This is a genomic window from Streptomyces sp. URMC 126, from assembly GCF_051386555.1.
Classification (GTDB): domain Bacteria; phylum Actinomycetota; class Actinomycetes; order Streptomycetales; family Streptomycetaceae; genus Streptomyces.
Genome location: NZ_JBPQTX010000203.1, coordinates 1 through 13,123, shown reverse-complemented (window position 1 = coordinate 13,123; position 13,123 = coordinate 1). Strand labels below are relative to the sequence as shown.

At 74.3% G+C, this 13,123-nt stretch carries 14 protein-coding genes; 1 reads left to right on the top strand and 13 read right to left on the bottom strand.

Features of this window, described 5'->3' with window-relative positions; genetic code table 11:
- Nucleotides 1-153: 153 nt before the first annotated feature.
- The 13 genes from ACSNOK_RS22535 to ACSNOK_RS22475 all read right to left on the bottom strand — a co-directional run bounded on the left by ACSNOK_RS22535 (nucleotide 154) and on the right by ACSNOK_RS22475 (nucleotide 12,085).
- On the bottom strand, nucleotides 154-813 hold the full coding sequence (locus ACSNOK_RS22535) for a response regulator (protein ID WP_436782559.1): 660 nt from the start codon (nucleotides 811-813) through the stop codon (nucleotides 154-156).
- Complete coding sequence (locus tag ACSNOK_RS22530) at nucleotides 810-2,057, bottom strand: sensor histidine kinase (protein WP_436782561.1); 1,248 nt, start codon at nucleotides 2,055-2,057, stop codon at nucleotides 810-812. Before ACSNOK_RS22530 ends, ACSNOK_RS22535 begins: the two co-directional genes overlap by 4 nt.
- A gap of 87 nt (nucleotides 2,058-2,144) precedes the next feature.
- Nucleotides 2,145-2,939 (bottom strand): alpha/beta hydrolase, encoded by a 795-nt coding sequence (locus ACSNOK_RS22525; protein ID WP_436782558.1) that lies wholly within the window; start codon nucleotides 2,937-2,939, stop codon nucleotides 2,145-2,147.
- Nucleotides 2,936-4,144 (bottom strand): kynureninase, encoded by a 1,209-nt coding sequence (gene kynU / locus ACSNOK_RS22520; protein ID WP_436782557.1) that lies wholly within the window; start codon nucleotides 4,142-4,144, stop codon nucleotides 2,936-2,938. Before kynU ends, ACSNOK_RS22525 begins: the two co-directional genes overlap by 4 nt.
- Nucleotides 4,137-4,958, bottom strand: coding sequence for a tryptophan 2,3-dioxygenase (locus ACSNOK_RS22515; protein WP_436782556.1), 822 nt, complete (start codon nucleotides 4,956-4,958; stop codon nucleotides 4,137-4,139). The genes kynU and ACSNOK_RS22515 overlap by 8 nt, the downstream gene beginning before the upstream one ends.
- Before the next feature lie 195 nt (nucleotides 4,959-5,153).
- Nucleotides 5,154-5,567 (bottom strand): DUF3151 domain-containing protein, encoded by a 414-nt coding sequence (locus ACSNOK_RS22510; RefSeq protein ID WP_436782555.1) that lies wholly within the window; start codon nucleotides 5,565-5,567, stop codon nucleotides 5,154-5,156.
- 44 nt (nucleotides 5,568-5,611) lie between these two features.
- Nucleotides 5,612-7,156, bottom strand: a complete 1,545-nt coding sequence (locus ACSNOK_RS22505; protein ID WP_436782554.1) for an MFS transporter — start codon at nucleotides 7,154-7,156, stop codon at nucleotides 5,612-5,614.
- A gap of 86 nt (nucleotides 7,157-7,242) precedes the next feature.
- Nucleotides 7,243-8,265: a class II fructose-bisphosphate aldolase gene (fbaA, locus tag ACSNOK_RS22500; RefSeq protein ID WP_398267171.1), complete on the bottom strand. Its 1,023-nt coding sequence runs from the start codon at nucleotides 8,263-8,265 to the stop codon at nucleotides 7,243-7,245.
- 204 nt (nucleotides 8,266-8,469) lie between these two features.
- Nucleotides 8,470-9,006, bottom strand: a complete 537-nt coding sequence (pyrE, locus tag ACSNOK_RS22495) for an orotate phosphoribosyltransferase (RefSeq protein ID WP_436782553.1) — start codon at nucleotides 9,004-9,006, stop codon at nucleotides 8,470-8,472.
- 10 nt (nucleotides 9,007-9,016) lie between these two features.
- Entirely contained in the window at nucleotides 9,017-9,811 is a 795-nt protein-coding gene (locus tag ACSNOK_RS22490) for an aldose 1-epimerase (protein WP_436782552.1), read from the bottom strand.
- Between the two features lie 71 nt (nucleotides 9,812-9,882).
- Nucleotides 9,883-10,668 carry a CoxG family protein gene (locus ACSNOK_RS22485; RefSeq protein WP_436782551.1) on the bottom strand — a complete coding sequence of 262 codons (786 nt, stop codon included), beginning with the start codon at nucleotides 10,666-10,668 and terminating at the stop codon, nucleotides 9,883-9,885.
- Between the two features lie 87 nt (nucleotides 10,669-10,755).
- The gene (locus ACSNOK_RS22480; RefSeq protein WP_436782550.1) at nucleotides 10,756-11,406 is read right to left on the bottom strand and encodes an NAD(P)-dependent oxidoreductase; all 651 of its coding nucleotides are present in this window, start codon (nucleotides 11,404-11,406) and stop codon (nucleotides 10,756-10,758) included.
- A 34-nt stretch (nucleotides 11,407-11,440) separates the two neighbouring features.
- Complete coding sequence (locus ACSNOK_RS22475; protein WP_436782560.1) at nucleotides 11,441-12,085, bottom strand: DsbA family protein; 645 nt, start codon at nucleotides 12,083-12,085, stop codon at nucleotides 11,441-11,443.
- 108 nt (nucleotides 12,086-12,193) lie between these two features.
- Here ACSNOK_RS22475 and ACSNOK_RS22470 point away from each other — a divergent pair, with 108 nt between their 5' ends.
- Nucleotides 12,194-13,114 carry a helix-turn-helix domain-containing protein gene (locus tag ACSNOK_RS22470; RefSeq protein ID WP_436782549.1) on the top strand — a complete coding sequence of 307 codons (921 nt, stop codon included), beginning with the start codon at nucleotides 12,194-12,196 and terminating at the stop codon, nucleotides 13,112-13,114.
- Nucleotides 13,115-13,123 lie beyond the last annotated feature (9 nt).

Here is a 13,123-nt window from a genome sequence, read left to right as displayed (position 1 = left end):
GACGGGCTGAATACGGCGCCCGGGCGCACTATCCAGCCCGTCCGGCGTTTGAGGACGAGCGGCGAAGCCGCGAAAAGGGGGTCTGGGGCGCAGCCCCAGGAATCGGCGAAGGGGCGGGACCGGGGCACCGCCCGCCGCAGGCGCCCCGCCGCCTCACCCACCCGGCGTGATCAACCCCGCCTCGTAGGCGAAAACGGCAGCCTGCGTCCGATCCCGCAACCCCAGCTTCACCAGGATCCGACTCACATGCGTCTTCACCGTCGACTCGGCAACCACCAGATAAGAAGCGATCTCCGCATTCGACCGCCCCTGAGCGACCAGCACCAACACCTCCGTCTCCCGCTCCGTGAGTTCCCCGATCCGCTCCTGCGTAGGCTGCCGCGGCGTGCCGAGCCGGGAGAACTCGTGGATGAGCCGCTTCGTCACCGTGGGCGCGAGCAGCGCCTCGCCGGCGGCGACGACCCGGACGCCGTCGGCGAGCTGCCGGGCCGAGGCGTCCTTGAGCAGGAAGCCGCTCGCCCCGGCGCGCAGCGCCTGGTAGACGTACTCGTCCAGGTCGAAGGTGGTGAGCACGAGCACCTTCGCGTCCGCGTCCGCGGCGACGATCTCCCGGGTGGCGTCGATCCCGTTGAGCCCGGGCATCCGGATGTCCATGAGGACGACGTCGGGGCGGAGCTCCGCGACCCGTTCCAGCGCCTGGTGCCCGTCCACCGCCTCTCCGACGACCTCGATGTCGGGCTGCGCGTTGAGCAGCACGGAGAAGCCCTCGCGCACCATCATCTGGTCGTCGACGATCAGCACCCGGATGCTCACGCGGCGGCCTCCGCGCGCGCGGCGGCCGGCAGGAAGGCGCTGACCTCGTAGCCGCCGTCCGCCGTGGGCTCGGCGGTCATCTCGCCGCCGAGCATCCCGACGCGCTCGCGCATGCCGAGGACGCCGTGGCCGGCGCCGGGCGACGGCTTGGCCGTCCGGTCGGGCGGTCCGTTGACGACGCGCAGGCCGAGCCCGCCGAGGACGTAGGAGATCTCGACGCGGGCGGTGGCGCCGGGGGCGTGCCGCAGGACGTTGCTCAGCGCCTCCTGGACGATCCGGTAGGCGGAGAGCTCCACGCCCTGCGGCAGCGGGCGCACGGAGCCCGTGACGACGTGCTCGACGGTGAGACCCGCCTGGCGGACGTTGGCCAGCAGCCCGTCCAGCGCGTCCAGGGTGGGCTGGGGGGCCTCCGGCGCGTCGAAGACATCGGAGCTGTCGGAGCGGATGACGCCGAGGACGCGGCGCAGCTCGGTGAGGGCGGCGACGGCGTTCTCCCGGATGGTGGCGAACGCGGCGGCGAGCTCGGGCGGGGTCTCCTGGACCCGGTAGGGGGCCGCCTCGGCCTGGATGGCGACGACGGACATGTGGTGGGCGACGACGTCGTGCAGCTCGCGGGCGATGGTCGTGCGCTCCTCCAGGACGGTCCGCCGGGACCGCTCGACCTCGGTGACGGCCGCCTGGACGGCCACCTGCTCGCGTGACTCGCGCAGCACGCGCCCCGCGAGGACCGCGAAGAGCAGGACGCCGGAGACGACGAGGTACTCGAAGAGCGACGGGCCGGCGAGCACCCGGTAGAACACGGTCAGGAAGACCGCGAGGGCCGCCGTCAGCAGCCACATCTCCCCGGCCACCCGAGGCCTGCCGCGCATCGCGACGAGCATCATGACCAGGGCGTGGACGCCGAACGGGATCGACAGCGACAGGTCGGGCGAGCCGACCGCCGACAGCAGGATCACGGCGACCGAGCACCACCACGCGCCGACGGGCCGGACGAGCGTCATGAGCATCGGCACCCCGATGAGCAGCGACGTCGCCGGCGTCCCGCCTTGCACCAGTGCCTGGAACATCAGGAACACGGTGAACGTCACGAGCGCGGCGTGCGGCAGCCACCGGGCGTACCGGCGGGTGGCGCGCGGCGTCAGGGCGAGGAGCCGGCTGTCGTCCGCGAGCGGCGCCAGCGGCCGGAAGGCGAACGCGTCGGTGAAGAGGTCGCGGTGCATACCGGCGAAGGCGCTCTTCATCATCAGCAGCTCGCTGCGGAGGGTCGTCGTCTCGGGGGTTTCGGTCACGCGTTCAACGGTAAGCACCCGGACGGCGTACGTCGTCCCCGTTCATGGGGATCCGTCGGCGTCCGTCTCAAGTACTACGCGGCCGGTGCCGGGCCCCGGATCCGGCCGGGCGGCGGCGTCGACGAGGGACAGCAGCACGGCGCAGGCCGCCGTGCCGGGGGTGACGGGCGCGTAGTGCCCGGACCGGGGCAGGACGCGCAGCTCGGCGGTGCCGAGCAGCCGGGCGGTGACGGCGTAGCGGTGGGAGAGCTCGACCGGCACCTCGTCGTCGGCGGCGCCGTGCAGCAGCGTGACGGGGACCCGGGGCGGCAGCCCCGCCGGGTCCGCCTCGGCCGCCGGCCGGTTCCCGAGCAGCGCGTCGACGGCCCCGCCGCCGGTCCCCAGCTCCCGGGCGCGAGCCAGGTCGGCGACCGGGGCGACGGCCACGACGGCGTCCACGACCGGTTCCGTACCGGCCGCCGCGCACAGCGCGAGGTGGCCGCCGGCCGAGTGCCCGAGCAGCACGTGGCGCCGGGCCGGGCCGCCGGCGGCGAGGGCGGACCGCACGTCCTCGAACGTGGCGGGCCAGCCGCCCCCGCCGCCGACCCGCCGGTACTCGGCGAGGGCCGTCTCGTACCCCCGCGCGGCCAGGGCGGCCGCTAGCGGGGCGAGGTGCCGCCGGTCGTAGGCGGCGCGCCAGAAGCCGCCGTGCAGCAGGGTGACGCGGACGCCGGCGGGCATGCCGGTGGGCAGGTAGTGGTCGACGACCTGGTCGGGGTGCGGCCCGTAGGCGGTGGTGGCGTCGGGCGGCGCGTACGGGAGCCCGAACAGCGCCGCCTCCTCGTCGGCGTCGCTCACAGCACCTCCGCCAGCGTCCGCGCCGCCCGTTCGGCGCCGGCGAACGTGGTGTACAGCGGCGCGAACCCGAACCGCAGCACGTCCGGGCGGCGGTGGTCGCCCACGACGCCGCGCTCCGCCAGCGCGGCCATGACGGCCGCCGCGCCCGTCGGGCAGCGCAGCGACACCTGGCCGCCGCGCTCGGCGTGGGCGGCGGGCGTGACGGACTCCACCCGGCCCGCCGGGACCAGGGCGGCCACACAGCGCAGAAAGAAGTCGGTGAGGGCGAGGCTCTTGGCCCGGACGGCGTCGAGACTCACGTCGTCCCACACGTCCAGCGCGGCGTCCAGCGCCAGCAGGGAGAGGATGTCCGGGGTCCCGGTCCGGCCGCGGGCCGGGCCGTCGGCGGGCGTGTACGCGGGGTCGAGGCCGAACGGGTCCGCGTGCGAGTTCCAGCCGGGCAGCGGGGAGTCGAAGCGGTCCTGGTGGTCGCGGCGGACGTAGAGGTACGCGGGCGCGCCGGGGCCGCCGTTGAGGTACTTGTACGTGCAGCCGACGGCGAGGTCCACCCCGTGCTCGTCCAGCCCGACGGGCAGCGCGCCCGCGCTGTGGCACAGGTCCCAGACCGCGAGCGCGCCGGCGCCGTGCAGGGCCGCGGTGGTGCCGGGCAGGTCGTGGAGCCTGCCGGTGCGGTAGTCGACGTGGTTGACCAGGGCGACGGCGGTCCGCGGGCCGGCCGCGGCGGCGAGGTCGGGGGCCGGGACGGCCCGGATCCGGCACCCCGTCAGCCGGGCGGCGGACGCGGCGATGTAGCCGTCCGTCGGGAACGTCGCGGCGTCCACGAGGATCTCGTCACGGCCGTCCCCCGCCATGCGGACGGCGGCCACCACGGCCTTGAAGACGTTGACGCTGGTCGAGTCGCCCACGACGACCTGCCCTGGCGCGGCGCCGACCAGCCGCCCGATCCGGTCGCCGACCCGCTCGGGCGCGGTCCACCAGCCCGACTCCTCCCAGGAGCGGATCAGCAGCCGCCCCCACTGCCGGTTCACGACGTCGGCGAGGCGGGGGGCGACGGCGCGCGGCAGGGCGCCGAGCGAGTTGCCGTCGAGGTAGACGACGCCGTCGTCGAGGTCGAACGCGGCCCGGTGGGCGCGCAGTCCGTCGGCGGCGTCCAGACGGGCGGCCTCGGCGGCGAGGCCCTCGTGGGTGCCGTGGGCGTCAGACACGGCCGCGCGCCGTCCACAACTCCGGGAACACCGTCTTCCGGGCCCGCTTCTCCAGCCAGGCGACGCCCGCCGAGCCACCCGAGCCCGGCTTGGCGCCCATCGCCCGCCGGGTGGCCACCAGATGGTCGTTGCGCCAGCGCCACACCCGTTCCGCGACCTCGGTGAGGTGCTCGCCGAGCCGGCACTCGTCGCTGCCCTGGTCACCGGCGTAGATCCGCTGCCAGACGTCCTCCACGCCCGGGTCCGGCTCGTAGCGTGCCGTCACGTCCCGTTCGAGCACCGCGCGCGGCACCGGGTGGCCGCGCCGGGCCAGCCAGCGCAACGCCTCGTCGTACAGGGACGGTTCGTGCAGCGCCTTCTCCAGCCGGGCGTGGACGCGCGGCACATTGCGGTACGGCGTCAGCAGGGACGTGGACTTCTCGCCGAGCAGGAACTCCACCCGGCGGTACATGGCCGACTGGAAGCCGGACGCCTCGCCGAGCGCCGGCCGGAACCGGTTGAACTGGACGGGCGTCATCCGGGCGATGGGCTCCCAGGAGGCGTTGAGCGCCCCCAGCTCGTGCACCGACCGTTCGAGCGCGGCCAGGGCCGTGGGCAGGTCGTCGCGGCGCAGCGCGCCGGCGGCGGTCTCCCACTCGTGGACGAGGAGCGTGAACCACAGCTCCATCACCTGCGTGGTGACGAGGAACGCGGGCTCGCCGGGGTCGTCGGTGACCGGGTGCTGGAGGCTGGAGAGGACCTCGGCGCGGACGTAGTCCTCGTAGGGCGTCGTGGCCTCGAAATCGAGGTTGGGGGGCGTGGGCGGCTGCGGCATCGTGGCTCCTCGGCACCGAACGCGGCTTCCGGGTAGCGGTCCGCCCCTCTCCTTCGCGTCGGAGCCCCGGTCCCCTGTTCGCATCATGCGTCCCTTGGGCCGCGCCCGCAAGAGGCGTGCGCCGGACGCGCTGTGCGGCCCGTCCGGCGCGAACGCGGCCCCGGAGGGGCCGGGGCGCGGCCCCCCGAGGGCGGCTCAGCCCAGCGTGTTCGCCGCCGTCGGCGAGCTGTCCCGCAGGAACGTCGAGCAGCGCTCGTACTCCTCCTGCTCCCCGATCGCCTGCGCGGCACGGGCGAGCGCGTGCAGCGCGCGGAGGAAGCCGCGGTTGGGCTCGTGCTCGAACGGCACCGGCCCGTGGCCCTTCCAGCCGCTGCGGCGGAGCGCGTCGAGACCGCGGTGGTAGCCGGTGCGGGCGTAGGCGTACGACTCGACGACCCGGCCGGCCTCGAACGCCTCGTCGGCGAGCTGCGCCCAGGCGAGCGAGGAGGCGGGGTACTTGGCGGCGACCTCGGCGGGCGCGGCGCCGGAGGCGAGCAGCTCGCGCGGCTCGGGGTCGTCGGGCAGGTGGGTCGGGGGCGGTCCCCCGAGCAGGTTCTCGTGAATGGCCATGGACTCCAGTCTGCCCTGTCGCCGCACGGGCGCCAGGAGGGGCGTCACCCCGGCCCGGACGGGTGCCGAGAACCGTTCTCCCCCGGGTCCAACGGGGGCGCGGTCACCCCGCAGTGGTAGTCGCACTCCGGATGGCAGCCGCCGCGCCGGGGCTCGCGGATCGTCGTCCAGGCCAGGGCCGCGCCCACCACCAGCGCCCCGGCGCACCAGGCCATGGCCCGCCGGAAGGCGCCGCCGAACGCGCCGGCGTCGCGGTACGCCTCGGGGCCCATCCCGGCGAGCAGCGGCAGCGCCGCCACCGCAACCAGGCCGGCCGCCCGGGCCGCCGCGTTGTTGATGCCGCTGGCCAGGCCGGCCCGTCCGACGTCGACCGAGGCCAGCACGGTGGCGGTGAGCGGGGCGACCAGGAGGGTCATGCCGAGGCCGAGGACGACGAGGGCGGGCAGCACGTCCCGCCAGTAGACCGCGCCCGCTCCGGCGCGGGTCATCAGCAGCATGCCCGCCGCGCACAGCAGCGGCCCCACGGTGAGCGGCAGCCGGGGGCCGACCGCCTGCCCGAACCGGCCCGCGCGGGAGGAGAGCAGCAGCATCAGGACGGTGGTGGGCAGCAGCGCGGTGCCGGCGGCCAGCGCGGACCAGCCGCAGACGATCTGGAGCTGGAGCACCGAGAGGAAGAAGAAGCCGCCGAAGGCCGCGTAGACGCAGACGGTGACCGCGTTGACCGCCGAGAACGTCCGGATCGCGAAGATGCCCGGCGGCAGCATCGGGGTGGCGAGGCGCCCCTCGACGTGGACGAAGAGCACGCCGAGCAGCACGCCGGCGACGGCCGGGCCGACGACCCAGGGGGACGCTCCCTTGTCGGGGGCGGCGATCAGGGCGTAGGTGACCAGGGCGAGGGCCAGGGCGCCGAGGGCGGCGCCGGCCGCGTCGAAGCGCCCGTGGGCCGTCGGGTCCCTGGTCTCGGGGACGTGGCGCAGGGCCACCGGGACACAGACGGCGGCGACGGGCAGGTTGATCAGGAAGACCCAGCGCCAGCCGGGCCCGTCCACCAGCCAGCCGCCCACGAACGGGCCGATCGCGGAGGCCACGCCGCCCAGCCCCGACCAGGCGCCGACGGCGGCGGCCCGGTCGTCGGAGCGGAACACGGACTGGAGCAGGGCGAGGGAGCCGGGGGTGAGCAGGGCTCCGCCGACGCCCTGGAAGGCGCGGGCGGCGACAAGCACCCCGGCGTTCGGGGCGATGCCGCAGAGCAGGGAGGCGAGGGCGAACCACACCACGCCGACGACGAACACCCGCCGCCGCCCGAACCGGTCGCCGAGCGAGCCGCCGAGCAGGATCAGCCCGGCGAGGGTGAGCATGTAGGCGTTCACCGTCCACTGGAGGACGGCCAGGTCCGCGCCCAGATCGGCGCCGATGTGCGGCAGGGCGACATTGACGACGGTGCTGTCGAGCATCGCCATGCCGGACCCGAGGACGGCCGTGAGCAGCACGAACCGTCCGGTGGCGGTGCCCATCCGGATCCCGGGGCCGGCGGGCGCGTCCGGCGCCCCGGGCGCGGCGGCCGCGTGCTCCCGCTCGGACTCGCTCATGCCCCGATGGTCCCCCGGCGCGCCGGACCCGGCCATGCGGAAGGGCCCGGCCGGAAGCCGGGCCCTTCCGTCACGCGGTCAGGCGACTACTTGAGCTTGGTGCCCGTGGAGCGCAGGTCTGCGCAGGCCTTGGTGACGCGCTCGGCCATGCTCGCCTCGGCCAGCTTGCCCCAGGTGCGCGGGTCGTAGGTCTTCTTGTTGCCGACCTCGCCGTCGACCTTCAGGACGCCGTCGTAGTTCTTGAACATGTGGGCCGCCACCGGACGGGTGAAGGCGTACTGGGTGTCGGTATCGAGGTTCATCTTCACGACGCCGTTCTCCAGCGCGGTGCGGATCTCCTCCTCGGTGGAGCCGGAGCCGCCGTGGAAGACGAAGTCGAACGGGTCCTGCTTGCCGTGCTTGGCGGCGATGCCGTCCTGGAGCTCGCGGAGCAGCTCGGGGCGGAGGACGACGTTGCCCGGCTTGTAGACGCCGTGGACGTTGCCGAAGGAGGCGGCCAGCAGGTAGCGGCCCTTCTCGCCCAGGCCCAGCGCCTCGGCGGTCTTCTCCACGTCGGCGACGGTGGTGTACAGCTCGTCGTTGATCTCGTGGGTGACGCCGTCCTCCTCGCCACCGGTCGGGGTGATCTCGACCTCGAGGATGATCTTGGCCTTCACGGCCTCGGCGAGCAGCTCCTTGGCAATGGCCAGGTTCTCGTCGAGCTTCTCGGCGGAGCCGTCCCACATGTGGGACTGGAACAGCGGGTTCTGCCCGGCGGCCACACGCTCCTGGGAGATCTTCAGCAGCGGGCGGACGTAGCCGTCCAGCTTGTCCTTGGGGCAGTGGTCGGTGTGCAGCGCGATGTTGACCGGGTACTTCTTGGCCACGACGTGCGCGAACTCGGCGAGCGCGACGGCACCGGAGACCATGTCCTTGCTGTACTGGCCGCCCAGGAACTCCGCACCACCGGTGGAGATCTGGATGATGCCGTCGCTCTCCGCCTCGGCGAAACCGCGCAGCGCGGCGTGCAGCGTCTGCGTCGAGGTCACATTGATGGCCGGGTAGGCGAACTTGCCTGCCTTCGCCCGGTCGAGCATCTCGTTGTAGACCTCGGGGGTTGCGATGGGCATCTGTCCGCTCCTTGTGATGTGCGGTTGAAGCTACGGATGGGCCCTGACCTAGGGGGCGACGTTCATCGTCGCCCCCATCTTCCCAGACTCCCCGATTTGCTCCACACGGTGCGTCCAGGCCAGAGACCGGCCCCTACGCCGACGGGTGCGTGGTTTCACGTGAAACCTCGCACCCGTCAGGGACACCCGAGAGGAAACCGCAGGTCAGGCCAGGTCGAGGTCCCCGAGCTGGTAGCCGGTGACATAGCGCAGACCGGCGTTGGCGATGGCCTGGGCGGCACCGCGGTCGACGATCGTCGCCACGGCGACGACCTCGGCGCCTGCCTCGCGGGCGGCCTCCACGGCGGTCAGCGGCGAACCGCCGGTGGTGGAGGTGTCCTCGACGACGAGCACCCGGCGGCCCTTGATGTCCGGGCCCTCGATGCGGCGCTGCATGCCGTGCGTCTTCTGCGCCTTGCGGACGACGAAGGCGTCCAGCTTCCGGCCGCGCGCGGCGGCGGCGTGCAGCATCGAGGTGGCGACCGGGTCGGCGCCCAGGGTCAGCCCGCCCACGGCGTCGTACTCCAGGTCGGCGGTGGCGTCCAGCATCACCTGGCCGACCAGCGGGGCGGCCTCGGCGTCGAGGGTGATCCGGCGCAGGTCGATGTAGTAGTCGGCCTCCTTGCCGGAGGAGAGGGTCACCTTGCCGTGGACCACGGCCTTGTCCTTGATCTGCTGCAGCAGGGCGTCACGCGCGTTCATGGGCATGAGCCTATGCCAGGCTCCGCCAGCTCCACGTGGTGGAGATCTCCAGCGGGTCGATGGGGGTGACCAGGCGCGGCAGGGTGTTGAGCCCGTTGGGCGGCCCGGACTGCGGTTCGACGCAGACGGCCTCGTCCTGCTCGTCGTAGACGACGACCCACTCGGCGCGGCTGGTGACCGTGAGCTCCAGGGCGCCGGGCCACGTGAGGGTCACCCGGACCCCGTCGGGCATGCCGAAGCAGTCGTCCCAGGGGCCGGGGAGCGGGTCGATCCGCCGGCCGGTCGGCAGGTGGTCGGCGCCGCGCTCCTCCTGCCAGGCCGGGGCGAAGTCCAGTTCGACGTCGCCGCCGGTGCCGAGGTTGCGCAGGAACCAGGGGTGCCAGCCGGCCTGGGCCGGGAACGAGTCGACCCCCGCCTCGACGCCCAGGGTGAGCGTCAGCGAGTCCTCGGACAGCTCCGCCAACTGGGTGACACGGCCGGGGTACGGCCAGGGGGCGGCGAGGTCGTAGGTGAACGCGGCGAAGGAGTCCTCGGCCCGGGCGACCCGCCAGGCGGTGTCCCGGCCGGTGCCGTGGATCGCGTGCGGGGGATGGTTCACCGGCATCTGATGCGTCTCGCCGCCGTTGCGGAAACGGCCCTCGGCGATCCGCCCGCACCAGGGGACCATGGGGAAGGACCCGTACTTCGGGCCTTGGCGGAGGAGTTCGGTCCCGTCGATCCGGAGGCTGGAGAGGCGGCAGCCGTTCTCCGCGTCCACGGTCGCCTCGGCCTTGCCTGCGGTCAGTGTCGTCTGAGCGTTGGTCACCCTTCCGACGATAGGCGGGCACCGGCGCGGGCACGCGACGGCGTTCCGGCCGGGGCGGGGCGCGGCCCGGGTCAGCGCCGGCGGCGCAGCACCCGTCCGACGACCACCGCCGAGGCGAGGGCCACGGCCGCGGCGGGCGCGGCCCAGCGCAGGGCCGCCCGGCCGGAGGTGGTCTCCGGCGCGGGGACGGGCGCGTACCGGCCGCGCGGCGGCGCGTGGTCGACTTCCTCGGCGCTGCGGCCGATCATCGTCCGGCGGGCGTGGGCCGCCTCGGCCGGCGGCTCGTCCTCCGTCAGGACGTCGTCGGGGGTGCCGGCGGGGGCGAACGCCTCGTCGTCCAGGGGCGGCAGCTCGTCGCGGAGCGCCGCGTCCCGGACGTCCTGGGCCAGTTCCTCGGCGAGCGCCGTGGCGAAGCGGTCCAGCAGCCTGCGGGCCGTGCCCTCCGCCGTGCGGGTGTCGAACTCGGCCAGCCGGCCGGCCCGGGAGACCGTTCCGGAGCAGGCCACCCGGGTGCCGCCGGGGGCCTCCTCGGGCAGGGCGCTCAGGGTGAGCGACACGGTGGCGGAGCCACGGGCCTCGGTGCCCTCGGCGGAGAGCTCGTAGGCGCCGTCGTGCTCGGTCAGCCGCAGCGATCCCCGGTAGGTGATCGTCGACCCGCCGATGCGCAGCCGCAGCCGGCCGGCCACTGTGAAGCCGGTGCCCGCCGGCGTACCGGCCGCGTCGGTCGCGTCGGTCGCGTCGTCCGTCCCGTCCTCGTCCCGCTGGAGGCCCGGGACGCACCGGGCCACCCGCGCGGGGTCGGAGAGGGCCCGCCGGACGTCATCGACGGGGAACGGAACGAAAACCTCGTGCTCCATGGCAAGCGAGCCTACCCACCGGTTCCCTCACCAGGGACTCCCCGGTCGAATCCGATCGAACTTTCCGGTGGGCACGGCTTCGTGAGGTCAGTCGGCGACCGTGAAGCGCTCGCCGATGTGCCGCGGCTTCTCGATCTCGTCGACGAGGGCGACGGCGTAGTCCTCCGCCGAGATACGGCTCTTGCCGTTCTCGTCCACGACCAGGTCGTCCAGGCCGGTGCGGTAGGTGCCGGTGCGCTCGCCGGGCTCGATGAGACCGGCCGGGCTGAGGTTGGTCCAGCGGACGTCGGTGACCGTGCGGTAGAAGTCCAGCGCGTCGCCGTGCGCGTGCATGATCTGGAGCAGGAACTCGGGCAGCCCCTCGGCGTCCCAGACCCGCTTGCCGTCGGGCGTGCGCAGCGAACCGGCGCCGCCGACCGCGATCAGCCGCGGGGCGGTGTCGCCGAGCGTCCGCAGGCCGGCGACCAGCGACTCGGCGGCGGGCTTGATGGTGGCGACGTGGCCCGGGCCGTCGCCGCCGCCGACCGCGCTGACGACGACGTCCTGGCCTTGGGCCACGGCGGCGACGGAAGCCGGGTCGAGCACGTCACCGGTGGTGACCGTGAGGTTCTCGTGCTCCTGGGTGAGCTTGGCGGGGTCGCGGACGACGGCCGTCACCTGGTGGCCGCGGTCCAGGGCCTCGCGCAGCACGCGGCTGCCGATGGTGCCGTTGGCGCCGAAGAGGGCGATCTTCGCCATGGGGTTCTCCTGATGGGGTGGGAGGGGGATGGGGTTACGCGCCGGTTCCATGCTCGTCGAGGGCACGGGTGAGCGCCCGCGCGGACGACGTGGGGCCGCCGAGCCGCCGGACGCCGCCGTCGGCGGTGTGCAGCAGCAGGGTGGGGAAGCTGTCCACGCCCAGCCGCCGGACCTCGCGGAAGCCGGCCAGCGCCTCCTGGCGCACGTCGGCGCGGGCATAGGCGGCCGCCGCCTCGTCCGCGTCCAGGCCGGCCGCGGCGGCGACGGACCGGAGGGTGGCGGGGTCGGACAGGCCGCGCCCGTCGCGGTACCAGGCGCCCTGGAGGGCTCCCGCGAGTTCGAGCGTCCGCTCGGGCGCCTGCCGGGCCAGTGCGACGAGCGCCGTCGCCGCGTCGGCGGAGTCGAGCACGGTCGTGCCCTCCGCCACCGCCCGGGAGTACGCCGCGCCGAAGACCGCGCCGGTCATGTCCGCGATCCGGGCGTCCGCCTGCGGGATGTACGAGGCGTACGCGCCCACCGGCTGCGCCCGGGGGCCGGTGAACAGGCCGCCGCTCAGCACCCGGAGGTCGAGCCGGTCGGCGTTCACGGCCGCGAACTCACGGACGGTGGGGCCGTAGCCGTAGCACCAGCCGCAGTAGGCGTCGAATGCGTAGGTGACGGTCTGCCGGGGCCGTGCCATGGCGTTCACCTCGTTCTCCTCAAGTAGTTGCCGGTGAAATCACTGTGGTGACTGATGACAACGCTATGAGGGTTGAAGGGTCGCGACCAGGTACGCTCGGGTCCAGTCATGGTGAAAAAGCGACACGAGTGCACAGAGGCCGTCAGCGGCACCGGAGCGGCCGACGGCATCGTCGAGCTCACCTACCAGCCGCCGCCGGGCACGCCGGAGGGCATCGAGGTGATGACCGTCGCCGAGTTGCGCGCCCGGGCGCCCGAGGGGCTGCTCCCCCGGCCCCAGCGGCTGGACTTCCACCAGCTCGTGGTCGTCGACGCGGGCGCCACCTCGCACACCGTGGACTTCACGGGCTACTGGCTGACCGAGGGCTCCGTGCTCTGGGTGCGCCCCGGCCAGGTGCAGAGCTTCGGGGACGCGGCCCGGATCGAGGGCACGGTGATCCTCGTCCAGCCGAACTTCCTGCCGCCCGGCTCACCCGTCGCAGCCCTGGCCGACGACCCGTTCCACCCGGTGCTGTGGCAGCCGGTCGGCACCGACCGCGAGGCCGTGACCTGCGCGGTACGCCATCTCGCGGCCGACTTCCGCACCGGCGCGGGCCTGCCCGCCGCCGTCCACGCAGACGTCCTGCGGCACCTGCTGTCCGTGCTGGTCCTCCGGCTGGCGCACCTCACCGCGCCGGTCGGCAGCCGCGTCCCGGCGCCGACGGACGCGTTCCTCCGCTTCCGCGCGGCGGTGGAGCGCGACTTCGCGACCACCCACCGGGTCGCCGACTACGCCCGGGCCCTCGGCTACGCGCCCCGCACCCTCTCCCGCGCGACCCTGGCGGCGGCCGGGGTGGGCGCCAAGGAGTTCATCGACCGGCGGGTGGTGCTGGAGGCCAAGCGGCTGCTGGCCCACAGCGACCTGGCGGTCGTCCGGGTCGGGGAGCGGCTGGGGTTCGAGGACGCCGCGAACTTCTCGAAGTTCTTCCAGCAGCGGGCCGGGGTGACGCCGGGAGCCTTCCGCGAGACGGTCCGGGGGCCGGGGCGGTAGGGCTGTCTC

Excerpts from the sequence above, each read along its gene's own strand:
- ACSNOK_RS22470 (WP_436782549.1), top strand. The coding sequence starts at position 12,194 with ATGGTGAAAAAGCGACACGAGTGCACAGAGGCCGTCAGCGGCACCGGA.
- ACSNOK_RS22515 (WP_436782556.1), bottom strand. The coding sequence starts at position 4,958 with ATGCCGCAGCCGCCCACGCCCCCCAACCTCGATTTCGAGGCCACGACG.
- ACSNOK_RS22475 (WP_436782560.1), bottom strand. The coding sequence starts at position 12,085 with ATGGCACGGCCCCGGCAGACCGTCACCTACGCATTCGACGCCTACTGC.
- fbaA (WP_398267171.1), bottom strand. The coding sequence starts at position 8,265 with ATGCCCATCGCAACCCCCGAGGTCTACAACGAGATGCTCGACCGGGCG.
- ACSNOK_RS22530 (WP_436782561.1), bottom strand. The coding sequence starts at position 2,057 with ATGATGAAGAGCGCCTTCGCCGGTATGCACCGCGACCTCTTCACCGAC.
- ACSNOK_RS22510 (WP_436782555.1), bottom strand. The coding sequence starts at position 5,567 with ATGGCCATTCACGAGAACCTGCTCGGGGGACCGCCCCCGACCCACCTG.
- ACSNOK_RS22485 (WP_436782551.1), bottom strand. The coding sequence starts at position 10,668 with ATGGAGCACGAGGTTTTCGTTCCGTTCCCCGTCGATGACGTCCGGCGG.
- ACSNOK_RS22480 (WP_436782550.1), bottom strand. The coding sequence starts at position 11,406 with ATGGCGAAGATCGCCCTCTTCGGCGCCAACGGCACCATCGGCAGCCGC.
- pyrE (WP_436782553.1), bottom strand. The coding sequence starts at position 9,006 with ATGAACGCGCGTGACGCCCTGCTGCAGCAGATCAAGGACAAGGCCGTG.
- ACSNOK_RS22505 (WP_436782554.1), bottom strand. The coding sequence starts at position 7,156 with ATGAGCGAGTCCGAGCGGGAGCACGCGGCCGCCGCGCCCGGGGCGCCG.